13 protein-coding genes and 1 pseudogene are annotated in these 15059 nt (G+C 66.6%); 6 read left to right on the plus strand and 8 right to left on the minus strand.

Annotated features, from left to right (window positions below; all coding sequences use genetic code 11):
- Positions 1-283 precede the first annotated feature (283 nt).
- Together AB0M70_RS21405 and AB0M70_RS21410 are read right to left on the minus strand one after the other, a co-directional pair.
- Positions 284-2665, minus strand: a complete 2382-nt coding sequence (locus AB0M70_RS21405; protein WP_365821564.1) for a tetratricopeptide repeat protein — start codon at positions 2663-2665, stop codon at positions 284-286.
- Complete coding sequence (locus AB0M70_RS21410) at positions 2662-3090, minus strand: hypothetical protein (RefSeq protein ID WP_365821565.1); 429 nt, start codon at positions 3088-3090, stop codon at positions 2662-2664. Before AB0M70_RS21410 ends, AB0M70_RS21405 begins: the two co-directional genes overlap by 4 nt.
- A gap of 644 nt (positions 3091-3734) precedes the next feature.
- On the opposite strand from AB0M70_RS21410, the gene AB0M70_RS21415 reads away from it, so the two are divergent.
- Together AB0M70_RS21415 and AB0M70_RS21420 are read left to right on the plus strand one after the other, a co-directional pair.
- Positions 3735-4199, plus strand: a complete 465-nt coding sequence (locus AB0M70_RS21415; protein ID WP_365821566.1) for a hypothetical protein — start codon at positions 3735-3737, stop codon at positions 4197-4199.
- Between the two features lie 664 nt (positions 4200-4863).
- Positions 4864-5100, plus strand: a pseudogene (locus AB0M70_RS21420) (Pycsar system effector family protein); the annotation flags it as partial.
- A 93-nt stretch (positions 5101-5193) separates the two neighbouring features.
- Here the strand turns inward: AB0M70_RS21420 and AB0M70_RS21425 are convergent.
- The gene (locus AB0M70_RS21425) at positions 5194-5766 is read right to left on the minus strand and encodes a hypothetical protein (protein WP_365822416.1); all 573 of its coding nucleotides are present in this window, start codon (positions 5764-5766) and stop codon (positions 5194-5196) included.
- A 758-nt stretch (positions 5767-6524) separates the two neighbouring features.
- Here AB0M70_RS21425 and AB0M70_RS21430 point away from each other — a divergent pair.
- Positions 6525-7418 (plus strand): hypothetical protein, encoded by an 894-nt coding sequence (locus AB0M70_RS21430; RefSeq protein WP_365821567.1) that lies wholly within the window; start codon positions 6525-6527, stop codon positions 7416-7418.
- Positions 7419-7489: 71 nt separating this feature from the next.
- On the opposite strand, the gene AB0M70_RS21435 is transcribed toward AB0M70_RS21430, so the two are convergent.
- Together AB0M70_RS21435 and AB0M70_RS21440 are read right to left on the minus strand one after the other, a co-directional pair.
- The gene (locus AB0M70_RS21435; RefSeq protein ID WP_365821568.1) at positions 7490-9709 is read right to left on the minus strand and encodes an NADP-dependent isocitrate dehydrogenase; all 2220 of its coding nucleotides are present in this window, start codon (positions 9707-9709) and stop codon (positions 7490-7492) included.
- Between the two features lie 285 nt (positions 9710-9994).
- Positions 9995-10396, minus strand: a complete 402-nt coding sequence (locus AB0M70_RS21440) for a hypothetical protein (RefSeq protein ID WP_365821569.1) — start codon at positions 10394-10396, stop codon at positions 9995-9997.
- 95 nt (positions 10397-10491) lie between these two features.
- Here AB0M70_RS21440 and AB0M70_RS21445 point away from each other — a divergent pair, with 95 nt between their 5' ends.
- Positions 10492-11226 (plus strand): cytochrome P450, encoded by a 735-nt coding sequence (locus tag AB0M70_RS21445; protein ID WP_365821570.1) that lies wholly within the window; start codon positions 10492-10494, stop codon positions 11224-11226.
- Here AB0M70_RS21445 and AB0M70_RS21450 read toward each other — a convergent pair.
- Together AB0M70_RS21450 and AB0M70_RS21455 are read right to left on the minus strand one after the other, a co-directional pair.
- Positions 11216-12799 carry a phosphodiester glycosidase family protein gene (locus AB0M70_RS21450; RefSeq protein ID WP_365821571.1) on the minus strand — a complete coding sequence of 528 codons (1584 nt, stop codon included), beginning with the start codon at positions 12797-12799 and terminating at the stop codon, positions 11216-11218. The two genes, AB0M70_RS21445 and AB0M70_RS21450, sit on opposite strands and share 11 nt — an antisense overlap.
- A 188-nt stretch (positions 12800-12987) precedes the next feature.
- Positions 12988-13512 carry a CGNR zinc finger domain-containing protein gene (locus AB0M70_RS21455; RefSeq protein ID WP_365821572.1) on the minus strand — a complete coding sequence of 175 codons (525 nt, stop codon included), beginning with the start codon at positions 13510-13512 and terminating at the stop codon, positions 12988-12990.
- A gap of 26 nt (positions 13513-13538) precedes the next feature.
- On the opposite strand from AB0M70_RS21455, the gene AB0M70_RS21460 reads away from it, so the two are divergent.
- Both AB0M70_RS21460 and AB0M70_RS21465 read left to right on the plus strand, forming a co-directional pair.
- Positions 13539-14072, plus strand: coding sequence for a GNAT family N-acetyltransferase (locus AB0M70_RS21460; protein ID WP_365821573.1), 534 nt, complete (start codon positions 13539-13541; stop codon positions 14070-14072).
- A 177-nt stretch (positions 14073-14249) separates the two neighbouring features.
- Positions 14250-14498 carry a hypothetical protein gene (locus AB0M70_RS21465; protein WP_365821574.1) on the plus strand — a complete coding sequence of 83 codons (249 nt, stop codon included), beginning with the start codon at positions 14250-14252 and terminating at the stop codon, positions 14496-14498.
- A 16-nt stretch (positions 14499-14514) separates the two neighbouring features.
- Here AB0M70_RS21465 and AB0M70_RS21470 read toward each other — a convergent pair whose 3' ends face one another.
- Positions 14515-14913: a VOC family protein gene (locus AB0M70_RS21470; protein ID WP_365821575.1), complete on the minus strand. Its 399-nt coding sequence runs from the start codon at positions 14911-14913 to the stop codon at positions 14515-14517.
- Positions 14914-15059 lie beyond the last annotated feature (146 nt).

Genomic DNA, 15059 nt, shown 5'->3' on the forward strand with positions numbered 1-15059 from the left:
GTTGCGGTGACACGATGACAAGACATCGAGGCTCCACAGGTCAGATCTCTCACCGCTATCCGACCTGCCAGGGGTCTCGATGGCCGTCAACCCCCACGCACCCACACGCGCCCCAACTGGCCCTTAGCGACGCGACGTTAGGTCCACAGACTGCCCGACTCGCGATGAGCTTACGGGGCCATGATCACTCGCCCCAAAGCAGCTCCAGCCCAAAGCCGCTCCGCCGACCTACTTGTGAACCTACGAGCAAGCCCCCATTGCGCAACCTTGCGGAGTCAGGACCTTACCCCTGCCCCCGTGCCTCTCGGCTTCTAACCCCGGTTGCCGCAAATAGGTCACCGGCCCTTCTGCGGGCGGCCACAGCTTCTGCGTGTTGACCTAGCCCATCAAACGAATCCGCCAAAGATGCCAGAATGTGCGCTTCACGGTGCAGATTTTTCGTCTCTCGACATATATCCAACGCTTGAGAGTAAGAGTCTAGAGATTCCTGAAAAAGCCGAAGACTCCGAAAAGAGCCCCCTAGACTTTCTAGATAATGACCTTCGTTCCCGCGTCGCCCAAGCTCTCTCGCGATCGAGAGGGCTTGCTTATAGGCTACGACCGCCGCTGCATTCCTTCCGGCTCCGCTTAGTGCATCCCCTGAAAATGACAAAGCGACCATCTCGTCGTCACGACGGCCAATCTCACGAAATATGTCAAGCGCCTCACGATGCATTTCTAGGGCTTCATCATACCGTTTCGCATCCATCATGAGCACGCCGATATAGTCCCGACTGACCGCTTCGCCGCGACGCTTCCTGATCTCGCGGAAGATTTTAAGGGCTGCACGATGGGACTCTAGAGCCTCACCGTTTCGCCATTTGCCGTGCGAACTCAGCGATCTCCCCAACGAGTTGAGGGCATCGGCTTCACAGTCCCTGTCCCCGTTTTCACGGAAAATATCCACCGCGCGCCGCTTAGCTACGATTCCCTCATCATAACGCCATGCGCTATTTAGCGCGTCTCCGAGGCCAGATAGACAGTGCCCCTCACGGTGGCGATCCCCGACTTCAGCCAAGATTTCTGCTGCACGACGGTAGGCCTGTATCGCATCCTCATGGGCGCTTATCGCGTGGAGAAATGAGCCAAGCCTTTCCGTCGCGAAGGCCTCGCGATTACTCCACCCCTGACTACTGGCAATCTCGATGGAAGTCTGCACATTGCTAATGACGTCGTCAAAATAGTGCCGCTGCGAGAGGTACTTCCCAGAATGAAGAATGAGAGCCCATGCGGCTTCAGGATCCCTTTCCTTTGCCACGTCGATGCAGGCCATTATGGTGGCTCGCTCTTGGTCCAGCCAGGACAGTGCCTCCTGTGGCGAGTTGAAGCGCCTCGGGCCATTATTCTTACGTAGCATGTCCAACGCATCGTCAGCTTCGTGCGCGGTTATCTGGTAATGCCTAATTAGGCGATCCAGAGCGTCACTAATGTCGACTTCCGCATCAACACGCTGGCAGAGCTCTTTACCGTAGAGGTGGATTAGATCATGCAAGCGCCAGCGGCCCACAGCGAGCGGCTCGACCAAGTGCGCCTGAGCCAATCCAGCAACCAGCGGTCGAACCTCACGTTCAGATTCACCAACCAAAGCTGCTGCGGCCTCCAGAGATACCTCTTGGCCGGGGCAGAGGGACATGAGACGGAAAATCCGTGCTTGCTCGGGCTTCAAGCGGTCATATGAGAGATCAAAAGCAGCCTTGACCGCCATTGAGCGCCCCTCGCCATCGTCGTATCGCAGGGTTCGCAAGCGACTATTGATGTCCTGTAGGTCTTCCAGTAGATCGGCGACAGGCCTACGCGGCTCCGCCTTCAGGAGGGCAGCAGCTATTTGAAGTGCTAGCGGTAGGCAACCACACAATTTAGCTAGCTCTTGAAGCTTTTCAGCCTCCTCCTGGGGCCGACTATCGCTTGGCCGTGCGTCCGCCAGAGACTGCGCAATTAGGCTGATAGCATCTTGCAGTGCAAGTGTTTCGATATCAATCAATCGTGCTGGCAGTTCAGCAAGAGTGTGCCGGGAAGTTACTATTACGCGGTGCCCCGGGCGTCCGGGAAGCAATGGAGTAACTTGAGAAGCGCTGGACACATTGTCCAATACCAGCAAAACTGAAAGACCCTGATCGGCCAAGTCTGCTAGCCGACTTAAGTAGACGCCGATTCTTCCCTCATAACTGCCAGGAATTTCATTATCCGGAACTCCGAGAGCCCTAATCAGGGGAGCTAAAACTCGGTCCGCCGCAATAGAACCGTTTGGATCGTAGCCATGAAGGTCTACGAAGATCGTTCCGCCCGGAAACCATTGTTTATCTCGGGCAACGTGCGCGACATACAGAGCCAACGCAGTTTTTCCTACGCCCGCCAAGCCAGATACCGAAGAAACAACCACCGCCTCAGTTGGTGTTTTCGTCGGTCGCTCTGGTGAAAGCAACGAGAGCAACTCACCCGCCAGCGCTTCCCTCCCCACAAGCCGGACCGGTCCAACTGGCAAAGACTCAAGAGCGCGAGGTGAAGGAGTCCGTACGTCTGAGAAGTTGAAAATGTTTTCCATATTACCGCTCCCCAATACGGGACCGATAATACCGCCCTTGAACTCCACATGGTCGCCATTTCGTGCGCCTTCAGGACGGATCACGAGCTCCCCCTGTTGAAATAGTTCCGCTGCTCTCCCTTACCCTGCACTGGGCCGAAAATGGGCCCATGGAATTCAATGTGATCGCCAACAGTCGGGGCAGACTGCATCATGCTGGCAATATCTTGCGCAAGGTCTGGGTGAGCCGCTAGAAGACGGCGGATTTGAAGACGTACAGCGACAAGGTAATCGTCGTCGTCGGCATTTTGCGCCAGGCTGCTGACCGCATCAATCACAGCCGTCTGTTCATCAGTGACATTACCCGCTGCCTCGTCGCGCCTGACCAATCGCTGTAGAAGGCGCTGACCGAAAGAGGCAGTCGCATCAGCAGCGATGTCCTCGACACGGGTCAGCACTGCTGTTCCATAAGCCGTTACGGCAGTAGCGACATACGGTGTTACTTCCTGAGCCAGCAGAATAGCGTCCAATTAGGATCTCCCCTTGTCCGCGCACAGCACCTGCGCATGCACAGGCCCTCAACTATCATACCGGTAGCACTTCTGAGAAGAGCGACTATGCCAAACTTTGTCGGCGTCCGGAACACTGTCTGGCTCCTACGGGAAAAGCATGCGCCACGCTGGCCTGGCCGTACACCCTCAGACGCGCCGATTGAGACGGGAAGACCGCAAGCCGTCCCACACTCAGAGATCACGCTTCAGGCACCCCGTAAGCAATGGAGGCCGTGACCGTTCTGCGAGCGAACACTTCCGAGACCATCGAGGCCGCTGATCTACTTCCCGATCCGCTGGAGCATGGCTGAGGAGGCCTCTGCCTACGCAGCGGCCGTCGCAGACTCATTGGGGCTGGTCTGCTTCGCCCCCCAGGAGGGCCAGCTCAGGCCTTTAAGCTGGGGGCATGCTTCCGTCTCAGTCTCCGTCTCATTCAGCGCCGTTCACGGCCGTTCAGGCGGGACGGAAGCCGGTAGCAGCTCTCGCGACCGGCCGACCATGAACGCAGGTGAACGGCCCCGTTCAGAGCCCCAGGCTCCACCACCACAATTGGAAAGCGTGTTGGTAGATCGCGCTTGGGTCAACTCCCCGCCGAGTCACGCCTTGTGTGATCGTCTTGCAGCGTGGAAGCCATCATCGCGAGCGCCATAGCAGTCCTCGGCACGTTGCTCGGCTCAGGGATCGCCCTGGTTGTCCAGCGACGCACGGCAGAGGAGGGACACCAATTCACACGGTCTGAGCGCCTTCGGCAAGAGCGACTCGACGCGTACTCCGCGTACGCCGGCTCCCTCATCAACTACCGTCGCAGCCTGGTGCACTTGTGGTTCTGCCTGAACGAGCAGCCGCCTCCAGGGGACGCCGACGAGGTACGTATTCGCAGCTACGACCTCCGGTCCACCGCACAAGAAGCGCTGTTCCGTGCCCAGATGCTCACGGACGATGCCACGCTGAGCCAAGCTGCCGCCGAGGCGCTCGCAAACGTCACGGTGCTGTACAAGACCGACTCCCGTGCCGAACTCGACGTGCGTAGAAGCGAGACTCGGGACGAGATCCAACAGCTCGTGATGACCGCCAAGCGTCATCTCTGACGTCGGAGGCAGTGACATCTACGGCTTACATCAACGGACCAGACAGAGGTGTTCAGTAGCGTCGCCGCCTGGACTTACAGGCTGCGGTCGAGCGGCCTTGGATTTGGCCCCCGACGCTCTCCCCAAGCGGGGGTCGGACCTATCGCCCGCGGCGGACGTACCAAGCCACGGCCAACACGACAAGGATGGCAACCACAAGGGACCACAACGTCGTTGCGGTGTTGCACGACGTGTAGATCAGAGCGAGCATGCACAGTCAGATACCAGCGTGGGTAGCCGGACTCCCATCAGTGGGCTGCGACCACGGCTCCTCCTGCCAGGCATGGTGAGTGTCTAACTGCGTGACAACCGCGACGCACAACCGCGAACAACCGTGGACGTCAGCGGACCATCAACGCAGGTGACAGGTCCAGCAGCCCTGGGACGGCGAGCATCCCAAGTTGCTTCGAGACGAAGCGGTCTGTGGATAAGGCGCATCGGTTTGCTCGGCGCGGAACGAGCCAGTAGCCGACTGTCAACGTCTCCGTTAACAGGGGACGGAGGCCTCATGACACAGGGATTGAACCGTGGCGTCGACCATTCATCCGACAGCCTGAATGACGCCCTCAGGACCCTCACCAGCGAACTCGCACGGGCTGACGCCAAAGCAAGCATGGTGCTGGCGATGACCGGAGTGGGCCTTGGCTTTGTGGCAACACAGAGCTCCAAGTACCAGAAGGCGACCGTACTGGCTGTCGGTGCGGTCGGCGCGATGTGCCTCGTGATCGCACTCGTGGTCCTGCTCATCGCCGTCCGTCCCGTACACATCGACACTGTGTCCGCCGAAGGCTGGTCTCGTTGGGCGACTCTGGAACCCCAGACGCTACGCGACCACATGCGTGCGGATCTGCGAGCCGAACGGGTTTTGTTCCTCTCCCGTCGCCTGCAGAAGGCCCAAGCTTTCCAAACTAAGGGCGTCGACCTCGTGGCACAGCGTCGCTGGTTGCGAACGCGGTCAAGCCTCCACGCCCCTCACCAGGCCTGCCAGCTGGATCTGCAGATTCTTGAGCCGCCCGTAGGACTCGATCACTTCTGTCTCGAACGACGTTGGCCAGTTCGCCTTGGAGTGCCAGGAGTACGGCACGCCCTCTTCCTTCCACCTCATGTGGGTCACACGCCATGAGTTGTAGTGGTCGATGAAAGCCAGGTAGGAGTCGGGCATCCGGTCACCCACGATCAGGTGGGTCTTTGAGGACAGGAGGTTCTGGATCGCCTCATTGCGCGGCATGAACTCGTGGTCAACCCAGAACAGCCAAAGGTCCTGTTCCTCCGAGTTGAGCGCCCTGCCCGCCGCGAACACGTAGTTGCGACCAAGCGTGTCGCAGAAGTCATGGAAGGCCGATCGCCCCTCCTCGACCAGGAACAGGAGCGGTCCGTAGAGCTGCTCCAGCTGGTGTTCTACGTGAGTGAGCCTCGCTTCGGCCTGCCTTCGCCTCAGATCGGCTCGGGCGGACAGCGTGTGATTTGCAATCCACCCGCCAGCGGTGACCGTCGCAGCGATCAGTGCTGCCAGGGAGGTCGAATCCATACCGCCAGATTCTGAGGCACGTGGTCACCGTGGGTCCAGCAGGCATCGTGGCTGTATGGCGGTTAGCCAGTATGCCTGCCGGGCGGGACGCCGCGCGACCGTTTGACATGCAGCGATGGCGCGCCCGCCCGTCTCAGTTTCCGTCTCATTCATCGCTGTTCAAGGCCTTACTCCACAGCACGGCGCTCCTCGCCGTCCTCCAGGGTGGCCCGCGATGTACAGCAACCTCCGCCACACGTAGAGGCACGGATCACAAGGTGTCCGGCATCTGCGGCTCACATCAATGGCACCGCATATGGGCGTACACGGCATCTCTGACTAGCCACCCCGCCGGCCGGCGGCAGCAACCGGAACGTGATGGGGTCGAACTGCCAAAGCCGATGTCAACGGCTCGCCCTCTCCCTCCGCTCCGCCAGTCGCAGCGTGTCGCCTGGACGGTCACAGGAACCGGCCGGGGGCCAACTGCCCCTGGCAGAGCGGTGCGTCGAGCCGCCTTCGGGTGCTGGAGGGCGCAGCCTGACCTGGACGAACGGGACCTATATCCAGTTTGGGAGCTTAGGGCGTGATGCCCATGAGCGGGATCAAAACTGCTGGACAGGAAACCACTCCCAGACAGAGGAGACACCATGTCCACCACTGCAGTTCTGCCCCTGCACCCGGCCGAGCACGAGTGTCCCGCCTGGTGTGCCCGCGAGGCGCACGCGGAAGCAGTCGGAAGTCATGTCAGCGTCCCGGTGCGTCTGCATGCCCCGTCAGAGATGAGCCCGAGCCTCGAAGTCCCCCTGCTGTCCGTGCAGATCGGCCTTGGGCACGACGAGGAAGCGCGCGGCGAGCAGCCCCGCCTGTGGCTCTCGGCCGTCGACGGTACGGCTGAACTGGACCCCGCTGCCCTGGGGGCGTTCATCACAGGCCTGGAGGCCTTCGCCCTGCGGCTCCGAGGGCTGCGGCACCGGTTCGAAGCCGTCATCCTCGGCGGTGCTGCCGAAGCCGTCGACCTCTGCCCGGCCGCCGCTCATCCCCTGGAATTCGTCGCCCCCTGTCCGCCCTGGTGCCAGTACCGGGGCCAGGAGGAGCACAGCGTGACCGGGCTTCTGGCCGATCAGTTCCATGCCACGGAGGAGGACAGCATGGAGCTGGCACTCCATCCGGTGGTGCACACCAAGTATGGGAGGGAGCCAGAGACGCTCGACCTCGTCATGGAGCACATGCCTCATGCTCCGCTTCCGCAAATCGACATCACCATCGGCACCACCCAGAAGTGGCACCACGTGTCGATGACCTTCGACGAGGCCGACCGACTGCGGGCTTGTCTCAATGAGTTCATCGCGCAGGGGCGCGAGTACGCCCGCCCGGAAGCCGTCGCATCCCTGCAGGAACTGGTCGGCTACTGCGGCGTGCGGATCGTGGAGCACCAGAGCAACGCCAAGGGCTTCTTCGGTCACGCCGTCGGTGATACGTCGCTAGGCGGGCCGGTCTGGGTGACAGTCCCGAGGGATATCGCCGGCCCGTGCCTGGAAGAGCGGGTGAAGCATCTGCTTGCGGAGCTCCACGAGACGCAACAGGAACTGACCGCACACGACGGTGTCGAGGTCCGGCAGGCGGGCGCCCCTCCGGAGCCGCCCTCATCGCTGAGGGGACAGGCTGCGGCGTAACCATTGCTGACGTAGGTCCGCCCCGGTGGGATAGCTCCCACCGGGGCGGACCTCTGTCAGCCGAAGTTGCCTCAGCCCAGCAGGGCCAGGGCCTTGTTCAGTGTGGCCGACGGGCGCATCACCGATGCGGCCTTCGTCTCGTCGGGCTGGTAGTAGCCGCCGATGTCGGCGGGCGAGCCCTGGACGCCGTTCAGTTCGTCGACGATCGTCTGCTCCTGCTCGACCAGCGTCTTGGCCAGCGGGGCGAACGACTCCGCGAGCTGTGCGTCCGCGGTCTGCTTGGCCAGCTCCTGGGCCCAGTACATGGCCAGGTAGAAGTGGCTGCCGCGGTTGTCGATGCCGCCGATGCGACGGGTCGGCGACTTGTCCTGCTCCAGGAACGTCGCCGTCGCGCGGTCGAGGGTGTCGGCCAGGACCTGGGCGCTGGCGTTGTCCGTGGTCTGCGCGAGGTGCTCGAAGCTGGAGGCGAGGGCGAGGAACTCACCCAGGCTGTCCCAGCGCAGGTAGTTCTCGCGGACCAGCTGCTGGACGTGCTTGGGGGCGGAGCCGCCCGCGCCCGTCTCGAAGAGGCCGCCGCCGTTCATGAGCGGGACGATCGACAGCATCTTGGCGCTGGTGCCGAGCTCCAGGATCGGGAACAGGTCCGTGAGGTAGTCACGGAGCACGTTGCCGGTCACCGAGATGGTGTCCTCGCCGCGGCGGATGCGCTCCAGGGAGAACGCGGTCGCGTCCACCGGCGACATGATCTCGATCTGCAGACCGTCGGTGTCGTGCTCGGGCAGGTACGCCTTGACCTTCTCGATGAGCTGCGCGTCGTGCGCGCGGGTCTCGTCGAGCCAGAACACGGCCGGCGAGCCGGTCGCGCGGGCGCGGTTGACGGCCAGCTTGACCCAGTCGCGGATCGGGGCGTCCTTGGCCTGGCACATCCGGAAGATGTCACCGGTGGAGACGGCCTGCTCCAGGACCACGTCGCCGGCCTGGTTCAGGACGCGCACCGTGCCGGGCGCGGCGAGCTCGAAGGTCTTGTCGTGGCTGCCGTACTCCTCGGCCTTCTGCGCCATGAGGCCGACGTTGGGCACCGAGCCCATCGTCGCCGGGTCGAAGGCGCCGTTGGCGCGGCAGTCGTCGATGACGACCTGGTACACGCCGGCGTAGCTGGAGTCGGGCAGCACCGCGAGGGTGTCGTGCTCGCCGTCGTCCGGGCCCCACATGTGGCCGGAGGTGCGGATCATCGCGGGCATCGAGGCGTCGACGATGACGTCGGAGGGCACGTGCAGGTTCGTGATGCCCTTGGAGGAGTCGACCATCGCGAGCTCCGGGCCCTCGGCGAGCTCGGCCTCGAAGGACGCCTTGATCTGCTCGCCCTCGGGAAGCGCGTCGAGGCCGTTGAGGATGCCGCCCAGACCGTCGTTCGGGCTCAGGCCCGCGCCGGCAAGGGCATCGCCGTACGCGGCGAACGTCTTCGGGAAGAAGGCGCGCACGACGTGGCCGAAGATGATCGGGTCGGAGACCTTCATCATCGTGGCCTTGAGGTGCACGGAGAACAGCACGCCGTCGGCCTTGGCCTTGGCGATCTGCGCGGTGAGGAACTCACGCAGCGGACCCACACGCATGACGGAGGTGTCGACGACCTCGCCCGCCAGGACCGGTACGGACTCGCGCAGCACGGTGGTGCTGCCGTCCTCGCCGGTGAACTCGATGCGCAGCGTGTCGGCCTCGGCGATGGTCACCGACTTCTCGGTGGAGCGGAAGTCGTCGACGCCCATGGTGGCGACGTTCGTCTTCGAGTCGGCCGTCCAGGCGCCCATGCGGTGCGGGTGCGCCTTGGCGTAGTTCTTCACCGAGGCGGGGGCGCGGCGGTCGGAGTTGCCCTCGCGCAGGACCGGGTTGACGGCGCTGCCCTTGACCTTGTCGTAACGCGCGCGGATGTCCTTCTCCGCGTCGGTCTTCGGGTCCTCCGGGTAGTTCGGCAGCGCGTAGCCCTGCGACTGCAGCTCGGCGATGGCCGCCTTCAGCTGCGGGGTGGAGGCCGAGATGTTCGGCAGCTTGATGATGTTCGCGCCGGGCGTCTTGGCCAGCTCGCCCAGCTCGGCGAGGGCGTCGTCGATGCGCTGGCTCTCCTCGAGGAACTCGGGGAAGAGAGCGATGATGCGCCCCGCCAGGGAGATGTCACGGCTCTCCACGGCGACCCCGGCCGTCGAGGCGTAGGCCCTGACCACCGGCAAGAACGAATAGGTCGCGAGGGCCGGGGCCTCGTCGGTCTGGGTGTAGATGATGGTCGAGTCAGTCACCGGGTGCTCCGCTCCACGTCTGCAACATTGCTCGACATCAAGATATCTCGTGATCGCCCGCTTCCACGAAGCGGCCCCGCATTGCGGGCGTCACAGCCCGTAGCCCCCGTCACGCTCCGTTGCCTCTGCCTGCACGGATGGTTGCTGTCCGGTTCCCACAAGGTCCGGTCCGCTGTTCCTGGCGGTGACAGGGACTTCGCGGCGGGGCCCGCGCGGCAAGGATGAGCGGATGATCGCTCCTCTGGACCCCGCCGATCCCGCCTTCGCACGTGACCCGTTTCCGTACTACGCCCGCCTGCGCGACCAGGGGCCCGCCACGCGGGCCCCGCTCGCCAACGGGACGTACGCCTGGCTCGTCACCGGGTACGAGCGGACACGGGCCGTCCTCGCCGACCCTCGCTTCTCGAACGTGCCCCCGCAGGGCGCCGGACGGCCGAAGGCGGACTCGCCCGCGCAGCACGCCCGCGCCTGCCTGGCCCGGCACATGCTCAACTCCGACGCCCCCGACCACACCCGGCTGCGCCGCCTGACCACCGCGGCGTTCGCCCCGCGCCGCGTCGACGCGCTGCGGCCCCGGATCGAGGAGCTGACCGCCGGACTCCTGCGGGAGATGGAGCAGCAGGTGCGGCGGGAGGGCAGCGTGGACCTCGTCGACGCCTTCGCCTTTCCGCTGCCCGTGCTGGTCATCGGCGAGGTGCTCGGGGTGCCGGAGGCCGACCGCGCGGACCTGCGGGTGGACCTACCGGGTCGGCTCGCCCGCCGACGCGCTGGAGCCGGGGGCGGTGGACGAGGCGTGGACCGGTCTGTACGGATACTTCACCGAGCTCATCGCTCGGAAGCGGCGGGCGCCCGGACCCGACCTGTTCAGCACGCTGACCCAGGACTCAGGCTCCAGCTCCGGCCAGGAAGACGCAGGCTCCAGCTCCGCCCAGGAAGGCGGGCTCGACGACGGGGAACTGCTCGCCATGGCGTTCCTCCTCCTCTTCGCGGGTTACGAGACCACGATGAACCTGCTGGCATCGGCGTCGCTGCTGCTGCTCACCCACCCCGATGAGCTGGCGGCGGCCCGCCGCGATCCCGCGCGCTGGCCCGCCGTCGTCGAGGAGACGCTCCGCCACGCAAGCCCGCTGGAGGGCACGACGTGGCGGCACACGACCGAGGAGGTGGACCTCGGCGAGGGCGTGGTGATACCCACGGGCGCCTCCGTCCTCGCGGTGCTCGCCGCCGCCAACCGCGACCCGCGCCACTTCCCCGACCCGGACACCTTCCGCCCCGGCCGTCACCTCCCGGACGGGACACCGACGCCCGAAGGCACCCGCACGGCGCCGCACGCCGCTTTCGGCCACGGGCCCCACTTCTGCGTCGGCTCACGGCTCGCCCGCCTGGAGGCGACGATCGCGCTCCCCCGGCTCCTGACGGCCTTCCCCACGCTCCACCTGACGGCCGACCCGACTCAACTCCCCTACCGTCCCGGCCTGTTGGTCCGCGGTCCCCGCCGTCTTCCCGTCAGCGTGTGAGCAACAGAGCGTCGCCCACCGGGCGTTCGGTGCCGTCCGACGGCGAGTTGATCGTCTTGCCCTTCACCGTCATCGTGACGGAGCCGCCGCCGTCCAGGGCCATGGCGTGCACCGCGCCCAGTGACTTCATCAGCTCCGCCGCCTCGCCCAGGCCGAGGCCGTCGCTGAAGCCGGGCTGCCTGCCGTCCGCGCCCACCAGGAGCAGGCGCCCCTGCCGGTCGACGCCCAGGAGCATGCGCGGGTTGCGCTTGATTCCCCAGGTGTACGCGAAGGAACGGTCACCGGCGCGCACGATGCCGTCGGCGCCGTAGTTGACCGCCACCTCGCCGCCGCGCACCAGCTCGGGGCCGCCGTTGACGATGTCGTCCTGTGGGCCCAGCCTCAGCTTCCGGCCCCGCTCGTCGAGGATCCGCTGGTCCACGTCCAACGCGGCGCCCGGCTTCGCGTGCGTACGCAGCCAGGTGGCACCCGTACCGATGCCCGCGAGGACGCTGCCGCCCTCCGGCACCGCGCCACCGCGCGCACGCACCTCCCGTACGTGCCCGCTCGCGTCGAGCACCGCCTCCACGCCCTCGCCCGCCGGGGTGTCCGCGCCGAGCTCGTCGGTGAACCTCACGATCTCGTCGGGGTCGGTGCAGGTCACGTCGTGCTGCGGGCGTTCGGTCGGGGAATCGCCGCCGACACCGCCGCAGTTGCGGATCAGACCCGGGAGGCGGTTGATGCCGTCCACGATCACGGATGCCGACCCCGCGCGGACCCGGAGGTCCGTCCTGAGCTTCTTGAACTCGGGGCGCAGGCCGTCGCCGCGCAGCACCGCGGCGATCCGGCCGCTGGTCGCCGCGCTCTGCAACTCCCCGTCGTACGCGGCGATGCCGGCCGCCGCGCCCGGCACGCCGTCCTTGCCCTCCATGACGAAGAAGCCCGCGTTGACACCGAGCAGGGCGTCCTCGCCCGCGGCCAGGGCGCTCACCGTCTCGCGGCCCGCGACCCCCGTGCCGTACGTGCCCTTCATCGCGCCGCCGTAGCGCTTCGGATCGACGACGGCCACCTTGACGCGGGCCACTCCGGTGCCGGGCACACCGTCGGCGCCGGTCCACTCGCTCACCGCGTCGAATCCGGCGTCGGCGAGGGCCTTGCGTCCGGCGTCGGCCTCGGCCCGGGTGCCGTACTCCCCCACCCGCACCCGCACCCCGACCACCCCGCGCCGGTCGGAACCCCGCGGCCACGCAACAGCCTCCGTACGCGCGCCGAACCCGGCCCCGCGCACCTTCTGGGCCAGCGCCCGCGCGTCCCGCTCGGCGGCGAGATGCGCGCCGTTCGCCCGCACGGTCACCGTCCAGTGATCGGCGCCGGGACGCCCCGAGACGCTCCCCTGGTACAGATCGACCCCGGGGGCGAGGCGCTCGTGCGGCCAGTCGGCGATCGGTGCGGGGGCGGCGGCAGTTGGGGCGGCGGCGGCAGCGCTGTCCCCGTAGCGGTCGACGAGGACGCCGGGGGCGAGGAGTCCCGCGGCGGCGACGGCGACCACCGACGCCTTCGCGGCGGCTGTGAGGGGGCGGCGGGCTAGGGCCACGGGGACTCCCGGATCGCGTAGGTACACCTGTGGGCACATGGGCGCACCTGCGGGCGCAGGCGCGGAGCGCTCGAGAACGCGCGTCGACACGCAGCGAACGTGAGCGCGCGGACGGCGATCGATCCCAGGAGTGAATACCAGAAGTCCGCCCGGAAAACAGGCCCCGCGCCCGGCATTTGGGGGCGGATTCAGTCGCGCAGGCCCCGCGCCCGGTGTCGGCGGACCGCGTCCCGGTTGGCGCACCGCTGGGAGCAGTAACGCTGCCGCCCGGTGCGTGAGGTGTCGGCGAAGATCGTGACGCACTCGGTCACGGCGCACCGCCGGAGCCGGTGCATCCCCCGCCCGGACAGGTGCAGCGCCGTGCCCACGGAGATGAGTTGATGCAGCAGGGCGCCGAGCGGCTGCCGGTCCTCGCGGTAGTGCAGGTGCCAGCCCGAGCCCGCGTGGTCGGTCAGCCGGGGGTGGGCCGCGGATGCCGCGAGCATCTGATTGAGCAGTCCGGCACGCTCGTTCTCCTCGGCGGCGTCGACGACTTTCTCCCACTGGTCCAGCGCGTCCTGCGCGCGGTCCAGGTCCCCCGGCGTGACGGGGCGCTCCAGGACGAGTCCGGCGGCGCGGCAGCGGTCCGCGAGTTCACCGGGGGTCTTGGGGCGTCGGTTGGCGAGGTCGGCGGCCAGATTCACGACCTCCTCGCCGTAAGGGTTGAGGTGCACAAGACCATTACAGCAGGCTGATCGTCATGTCACGACGCACCGAAGACCGCACCCCCGTACGCCCGTCCGCCGACCCCGCAGCGCGCCTGACGACCCGCCCGGCGACGCGGGACGACATCGCGGAGCTCGTACGTCTGCGGGCGCTGCTGTTCGAGAACCTCGGCGGCGACTACTTCAGCCCGCCCGCGGGAGACACCGGCTGGCAGCACGACCTGGCCGCGGTCCTTGAGGAGCACATGGCCACGGAGGACATGCGGATCCTCGTCGTGGACGGCGGGAGCGGAGAAGGCCTGGCCGCCTGCGCCATCGGCTCGGTCGAGCAGCGGCTGCCGGGCCCGCATCTGCGCAACGGCCGGGTCGGCCTGGTGATCGGCGTGGTCACGGACCCGGCACACCGGCGTCGGGGCCACAGCCGCGCGCTGATGGGGGCTCTACTCGACTGGTTCCGGGAACGCGAGGTGACCCGCGTGGACTTGTACGCCTCCTCCGAGGGCGCCCCCCTCTACCGAGACCTCGGCTTCGTCGACCACCCGGACCCGGCCCTGTACTGGCGCCCTTGACGACCGTCACCGGCGGCTTCGTGTCAACCGGCCCCGCTCGCCTGGCCGACCCGCCCCCGGCGGGCCACGGTGGACCCGTACGAGGTGTTGACGCTGGTGCGGTGGGTAGCCGCGCCTGCGCAGCGGAAGCCGCCGGGAGACCGCGCGGGACGCAGTGACGAGACTGGAGGGAACGCCGTGAGCGAGGAACTGCCCGAGACCCGGGGCGAGGACGAGACACCCGTGCCGAGGGATCTGCCCGATCAGCAGGCGTCGGACGAGGAGGACCACTGGGAGCCGGACGGCGACGCGGCCACCACGGGCAACGCCCCGGACGCCGACGACGACGTGCCGGACACGGACGAGGCGGGCACCGGCCGGCGCGGTGCGCCGCACTCGGGCGGCGTCCGCCCGGACCAGCCGGTGCCGGACGAGCCCTCCGGCTGAGCGGGAGTCACCGCGCTCAGCGGGACACCCTCGGCTCGGCGGACACGGCAAGGGTGAACGAGTGCCCAGCCGGGTCGCTGTAGGTCCGGGTGTCCCGGGGGCCGGAGTTGTCCTTGGTGTCCACGGGCCGGGCGCCCAGACCGATGGCCTCGCGCTCCGCCTCGTCGATGTCGCCGCGGTCCACCAGAATCCTGAGGTGCGCCTGCTGGGAGTCCTCGGGGCGCGGCCAGCTCGGAGGCGCGTAGCCGTAGTCGCGGTGGATCGCCATACGGAGGCCCTGCGCGTCGGACACCTCGACGTAGTCGGGATCGGTGCCCAGGCCGGCCGTGCCTCCGAGCAGGCCCGCGTAGAACTCCGCGAGCTCCTCGGGTTTCGCGCAGTCAAGGACGACGACGGCGGTCTTCTTCACACCCATGGGGTCCCTCTTCAATCGGCATCAGGTCGGCATGGATCGCAATGGAGACGGGCGGCCGCTCAGCCGGCCGCCCCACGGCTGTCCGAGTGCCCCGACCCGCCCGCCTCAATCGGCATCCGTGTGTGGGCCGTGGGACGGCACGGCAC

The organism is Streptomyces sp. NPDC051214, from assembly GCF_040682375.1.
Taxonomy (GTDB): domain Bacteria; phylum Actinomycetota; class Actinomycetes; order Streptomycetales; family Streptomycetaceae; genus Streptomyces.